At 74.2% G+C, this 6,161-nt stretch carries 6 protein-coding genes; 2 read left to right on the top strand and 4 right to left on the bottom strand.

Going from position 1 to position 6,161, the window contains the following annotated elements:
- Nucleotides 1–650 precede the first annotated feature (650 nt).
- The 4 genes from ACWEPX_RS13380 to ACWEPX_RS13365 form a co-directional block, all read right to left on the bottom strand.
- The gene (locus ACWEPX_RS13380; protein WP_451897403.1) at nt 651–1,409 is read right to left on the bottom strand and encodes a serine protease; all 759 of its coding nucleotides are present in this window, start codon (nt 1,407–1,409) and stop codon (nt 651–653) included.
- Nucleotides 1,410–1,505: 96 nt separating this feature from the next.
- On the bottom strand, nt 1,506–3,701 hold the full coding sequence (recG, locus tag ACWEPX_RS13375) for an ATP-dependent DNA helicase RecG (protein ID WP_451897402.1): 2,196 nt from the start codon (nt 3,699–3,701) through the stop codon (nt 1,506–1,508).
- A gap of 52 nt (nt 3,702–3,753) precedes the next feature.
- A complete protein-coding gene (locus ACWEPX_RS13370) occupies nt 3,754–4,302 on the bottom strand; it encodes a DUF3515 domain-containing protein (protein ID WP_451897401.1) in 549 nt (182 codons plus the stop codon).
- Between the two features lie 19 nt (nt 4,303–4,321).
- A complete protein-coding gene (locus ACWEPX_RS13365) occupies nt 4,322–4,555 on the bottom strand; it encodes an Lrp/AsnC family transcriptional regulator (protein WP_189213381.1) in 234 nt (77 codons plus the stop codon).
- Between the two features lie 103 nt (nt 4,556–4,658).
- Between ACWEPX_RS13365 and ACWEPX_RS13360 the strand changes: the two genes are divergently transcribed.
- Nucleotides 4,659–5,612 carry a thiamine-phosphate kinase gene (locus ACWEPX_RS13360; RefSeq protein WP_451897400.1) on the top strand — a complete coding sequence of 318 codons (954 nt, stop codon included), beginning with the start codon at nt 4,659–4,661 and terminating at the stop codon, nt 5,610–5,612.
- 16 nt (nt 5,613–5,628) lie between these two features.
- A complete protein-coding gene (locus ACWEPX_RS13355; protein WP_451897399.1) occupies nt 5,629–6,102 on the top strand; it encodes a GNAT family N-acetyltransferase in 474 nt (157 codons plus the stop codon).
- Nucleotides 6,103–6,161 lie beyond the last annotated feature (59 nt).

The following is a 6,161-nucleotide window of genomic DNA, read 5'->3' as shown; positions in this document are numbered from 1 at the left end:
TATACGCCACTGGGCAGGGCTCAACCGGACCGACAGCGCCGCGGGACGGCCATCGGCCCGCCGGATTCAGGCGCGAGGCGAGCAGGAACCGGGCCTCGGCGAGCGACAGGGCGGATTGCATCCGGCGATACGCCACTGGGCAGGGCTCAACCGGACCGACAGCGCCGCGGGACGGCCATCGGCCCGCCGGATTCAGGCGCGAGGCGAGCAGGAACCGGGCCTCAGCGAGTGGCAAGGCGGACGGCATCCGGCAATACCACTGGGCAGGACTCAACCGGACCGACAGCGCCGCCGGACGGCCATCGGCCCGCCCGATGCAGGCACGAGGCGAGCAGGAACCGGGCCTCGACGAGCGACAGGGCGGATTGCATCCGGCGATACGCCACTGGGCAGGGCTCAACCGGACCGGCAGCGCCGCGGGACGGTCGTCGGCTCGCCGATTCGGGTGCTGGCGCAGGAAGGAACCGGTCAGCGGCGAGGGGCGGAGGCGAGCCGGGTAGGCGGTCGGCCGCGGGAAGCAGCCGGCGATTCCCCGCAGGGTGGGGCATAACCGGACCGGCAGCGCCGCGGGGCGGCCGTTGGGTCTGCTGGGGTCGGGCGTTGGTGAGTGGCGAGGGCCTCGGCCGGCCGAGGGGGTGCAGGCGGGTGGGTTAGACGCCTGCGTTGTGGTGGATCCAGGGGCGGAGGGTTGGGTCGGCCAGGTTGGTGTAGATGCCGTAGTAGCGGGCGCGGCCGCAGCCGTGGCCCCAGGAGACTAGGCCGACCACCTCGCGGTCGGCGATGGTGAGGGGGCCGCCGGAGTCGCCCTGGCAGGCGTCGCGGCCGCCTTCCGGGAGGCCTGCGCACAGCATCCGGGCGGTGATGGCGGTCGCGCCGTAGGAGTCCTTGCAGGCGGTCTCGGTCACGATCGGGACGGAGACGGCGCGCAGGTGGTCGACGATCTGGCCGTATTCGACGACGGCGCCCCAACCCACCACCCAAGCCCATTCCCCCGCGTGGGGTTCGGTGTCGGCGACGGCGATGGGGGTGATCTCCGGGCCCAGGATCAGCGGGGTGCGCAGGCGGAGGACGGAGATGTCGTAGTCGCTGGTGCCCGGGTCGTAGTCCGGGTGCTGCACGACCGTGGACACCCGGCGCACGTCGCCGCCGCGGCCGAGGTCGTCGGTGCCCGCGCGGACCGACAGCTCCCACGGGGAGACGTCGGCGGTGCAGTGGGCCGCGGTCAGCAGCGTGTCGTTGGCCACGATCACCGCGCCGCAGCGGTGTCCGCTGGTGTCCTGCAGGCTCACCACCCACGGCGCCTCGTCGATGCCGATCTGCTCGCCGCCGATGATGCGCTCGTCCGCCGCCGCCGTCGAGCCCGTCGACGCCAGGGCCATGACCAGCAGTGCCACCCAGGTCCGCCGCATGTCGCATCCCCTCCGCCCCCGGACACTTCCCTACGGCGGCGCGGCGGGCCAAGGGCATTCACCCGGCCAGGACGGGCCAGTCCCCCATCCGAGGGCTCAGGACTTCTCCAGGTACTCCGCCCGGTCGTCGGCGACCAACTGCTCGGCCATCGCCGCGAGGCCGGGGAACTCCGACAGCGCCGGGTCGGCCGAGACCAGCGCCTGCGCCACATCCCGGGCGGCCTCGATGATGTCGACGTCCTTGAGCAGCGACAGCAGCTTCAGCGCCGACTTGGCCCCGGACTGGCTGGCCCCCAGGATGTCGCCCTCGCGGCGCAGCTCCAGGTCCAGCTGGGCCAGCTCGAAACCGTCCAATGTGGACGCGACGGCGGCCAGCCGCTCCCGGGTCGCGGTGCCCGCGGGCATGTCGGTGACCAGCAGGCACAGGCCCGGCGCGGAGCCCCGGCCCACCCGGCCGCGCAGCTGGTGCAGCTGCGAGACGCCGAACCGGTCGGCGTCCATGATCGCCATGACGGTCGCGTTGGGCACGTTGACGCCGACCTCGACCACCGTGGTGGCCACCAGCACATCGATCTCGCCCGCGGCGAAGGCGCGCATCACCGCGTCCTTCTCGTCGGCGGGCAGGCGGCCGTGCAGGACGCCCACCCGCAGCCCGGCGAGCGGGCCGTCGGCCAGCATCGGGGCCACGTCCGCGACCGCCAGCGGCGGCCGCTTGCGCGTGCCGTCGTCCGGGCCGTCCTCGGCGACGTCGTCGGCGGACTCGCCGTCGCCGATGCGCGGGCAGACGACGTAGGCCTGGTGGCCCTTGCCGACCTCCTCGCGGATCCGCTCCCACGCCCGGTCCAGCCACGCGGGCTTCTCCGACACCGGCACCACGCTGGTCGAGATCGGCGAGCGGCCCGCGGGCAGCTCGCGCAGCGCGGAGACCTCCAGGTCGCCGTAGACCGTCATCGCCACGGTGCGCGGGATCGGCGTCGCGGTCATGACCAGCACGTGCGGGCTGGTCTCCCCCGGCCGCCCGCGCAGCGCGTCGCGCTGCTCGACGCCGAAGCGGTGCTGCTCGTCGACCACGAGCAGGCCCAGGTCGGCGAAGGTCACCTTGTCCTGGATGATCGCGTGCGTCCCCACCACGATCCCGGCCTCGCCGGAGACGATGTCCAGCAGGGCCTGCTTGCGCGCCGCCGCCCCCATCGAGCCCGTCAGCAGCACGACGCGCGTGGCGTTGTCCGCGGCCCCGAGCTGGCCCGCGCCCGCGAGGTCGCCGAGCAGGTCGGTCAGCGAGCGGGCGTGCTGGGCGGCCAGGACCTCCGTGGGGGCCAGCAGCGCGGTCTGGCGGCCGGAGTCGACCACCTGGAGCATCGCCCGCAGCGCCACGACCGTCTTGCCCGAGCCCACCTCGCCCTGGAGCAGCCGGTTCATCGGGTGGCGCTGGGCCAGGTCCTCGGCGATCGCCGCGCCCACCTCGGCCTGCCCCGCGGTCAGGGCGAAGGGCAGCCGCTCGTCGAAGGCGTCGAGGATGCCGCCGGACTTGGGCGGGCACTCCGGGGCGGGGCGGGCGTGCGCGGCCGAGCGCCTGCGGGCCAGGGCCAGCTGCACGGCCAGCGCCTCGTCCCACTTCAGCCGGTGCTGGGCGACCTGGAGGGCGGCCTGGTCGGCGGGCCGGTGCACCGCGCGCACCGCGTCCTCGTAGCCGGACAGGCCCAGCCGCTCGCGCAGCGCCTCGGGCATCGGGTCCTCGACCTCGGTGAGCATGTCCAGCGTCTGCCCGACGCACTTGGCGATCTGCCAGGACTGGATGCGCGCCGTGGCCGGGTAGACCGGGATCATGCCGCCCGCGAACTCCTCGACCACCTGCGCGGCCGGGAGGTCGCCGCTGCCGTCCTCGGCGTCGAGGAGCTGGTAGTCGGGGTTGGCGAGCTGGAGCTTCGCGCGGAAGGCGGTGACCTTGCCCGCGAAGAGGGCCATCATGCCCGGGCGCAGCCGGTCCATGTGCCAGGGCTGGTTGAAGAAGGCGCATTCCAGCGAGCGCTTGCCGTCGGTGATGACGACCTCGACCAGCGTGCCCCGCTTCGTGCGCATCTGCCGCTTGTTGATCGAGACGACCTGGGCCATCACCGTGACGTGCTCGCCGACCTCCAGCCCGGCGATGTCGGTGAGCTGCCCGCGCTCGGCGTAGCGGCGCGGGTAGTGGCGCAGCAGGTCGCCCGCGGTGCGCAGCTCGAAGGCCGCCGCCAGCGCGTCCGCCGACTTCTTGCCGACCGCCTTCTCCAGGCGCTCACCCAGCGCGACCATCACGTCCCTTCCCGTCGCGCCCGATTATGTCGACCGCGGCCGACAAATCCGCCTACGGGTCGACCGGCTGGGCGGCCAACCGCTGCCCGGCGACCGCCGAGATCGTCTGGAGTGGACCGCTGCCCGCGCTGTCGGGCATGGTCACCGCGACGTAGACCGGGCGGTCGACCAGGAACCACGTGGTGGACAGGTCGCCGCGCACCGGCAGCCACTTGACCCCGGAGATCTCCTGCAGCGCCGAGGTCGGGGTCAGCTCCGGCGGCTTGCGCAGCCCGCAGCGCAGCACCACCGGGTCCATGCGCTCGCCCCAGGCCCGCGCGCCTGCGGGGGCGGGGTCGGCGATCGCCAGCTGGGCCACCACCGCGCCGTTGCTGGGCAGCTCGGCGGGCAGCGCGGCCAGCAGGTCGGCGCAGTCCGGCGAGGTCGCCTGCGGGGCGTCCACCGGGACCAGGCCCAGCGGGCCGGTCTGGGCGGACACGGTCGGCTGGTCGGCGTCGGGGGCGAACCGGCTGGCCACGATGACGCCGACGGCGAGCAGTCCCACCAGGACGGCGGCCGCGACGACCGCGGCCCGCGGCGGTGCGGTGCGGGACTCGGTCACCCCCTAACTAGACCACGCGCTAGAGGTGGACCACCGGGCAGGTGAGCGTTCGCGTGATGCCCTCCACAGCCTGGATGCGGGCGACCACGAGCTGGCCGAGCAGGTCGACGTTGTCGGCCTCGGCGCGCACGATGACGTCGTAGGGACCGGTGACGTCCTCCGCGGTGGTGACGCCGGGGATGCCGGAGATCTCGGCGGCCACGGCGGCTGCCTTGCCCACCTCGGTCTGGATCAGGATGTATGCATGGACCACGGCGCGCCCCTTCGCGGCTGGGAGTCGTCAACGGGTAGGAACGTGTCGTGAAACGTACCCCACTCGCCGCCAATAGTGGGGATTCCGACAATTGGAGGACCGTGTGGGCGATGTCGAGGAGACGGTGGCCGACGTGGGCGAGTTCGCCCTGATCCGGCGCATCACCGGCGGCCGCCCCAAGGGCGCGGCCACCCTCCTGGGCCCCGGGGACGACGCCGCGGTGGTGGCCGCCCCGGACGGCCGCGTGGTCGCCTGCACCGACGTCCTCGTCGAGGGCGTCCACTTCCGATTCGACTGGTCACCGCCGGACCAGGTGGGCCGCAAGGCCGCCGCGGTGAACCTGGCCGACATCGCCGCGATGGGCGCGTCGCCCACCGCGCTGCTGGTCGGGCTGGCGTGCCCGTCGACCACGCCCGCGGCCGTGGTGGACCAGCTGTCGGCGGGCTTAGCCACCGAGGCGGCCCGCGCCGGGGTGGGCGTCGTGGGCGGCGACATGGCCCGCTCCGAGTCGCTTGTGATCTCGGTCACCGCGTTGGGCTCGCTGGACGGCCGGGCCCCGGTGACCCGGGCGGGGGCGCGGCCCGGGGACGTCGTCGCGGTCGCGGGCAAGCTCGGCTGGAGCGCGGCCGGATTGGCCGTGCTGGGCCGGGGATTCCGGTCCCCGGTGACCGTCGTCGGCGCGCACCGGGCGCCCAGCCCGCCCTACGCCGCAGGCCCCGCGGCGGCCGTCTCAGGCGCGACGGCGATGATCGATGTCTCCGACGGCCTGCTCGCCGACCTCGGGCACGTCGCCGAAGCCTCCACTGTGGCCATCGACCTGGTGGGCGACCTGATCCCGGTCGACCAGCGGCTGATCGAGGTGGCCTCGGCCCTGGGCGCCGACGCCCGGCACTGGGTGCTGACCGGTGGCGAGGACCACGCCCTGGCCGCGACCTTCCCCACCGCGGCCGCGGTGCCGCCGGAGTTCCGGGTGATCGGCTCGGTGGCCCGCGGGACCGGCGTCACCATCGACGGCAAGCCCTACACCGGGGTGCCCGGCTGGCAGCACTGGCGCTGAGCCCGGGCCTGGGAGAATGGCGGCCGTGCGCATCGAGATCCGAGCCTACGACCACCCCGACTCCCAGGCGCTGATCGCCGAAGTCCAGCAGGAGTACGTGATCCGCTACGGCGGACCGGACGAATCCCCCGTCGACCCCGCCGAGTTCGCCCCGCCGCTGGGGCTGTTCCTGGTCGGCTACGAGGACGACCTGCCCGTCGCCACCGGCGGCTGGCGCAGCCACGGCGCCGCCGCCGAGATCAAGCGGATGTTCGTGGTGGCGCGGGCGCGCGGGCGCGGGTACGCCCGGCAGATGCTCGCCGAGCTGGAGGCCACCGCGGCCGCGGCCGGGCACGAGCAGCTGATCCTGGAGACCGGCTCGAAGCAGCCCGAGGCGGTCGCGCTCTACCGCAGCTCCGGCTACACCGGGGTGACGCCGTTCGGGCACTACGCGGACGCCCCGCTGGCGATCCACCTGGGCAAGCCGCTGCGGGCGCAGACCGCGGTGTGAAGGCGAGCGGGGATCACCTAGGCCGCGCGGCTTGCGCGTCCGGGATTGAGATCCACCGG

Source organism: Actinokineospora sp. NPDC004072 (assembly GCF_053604195.1).
The sequence above is the reverse complement of the archived record's forward strand: the minus strand, read 5'-3'. Positions and strand labels throughout refer to the sequence as shown.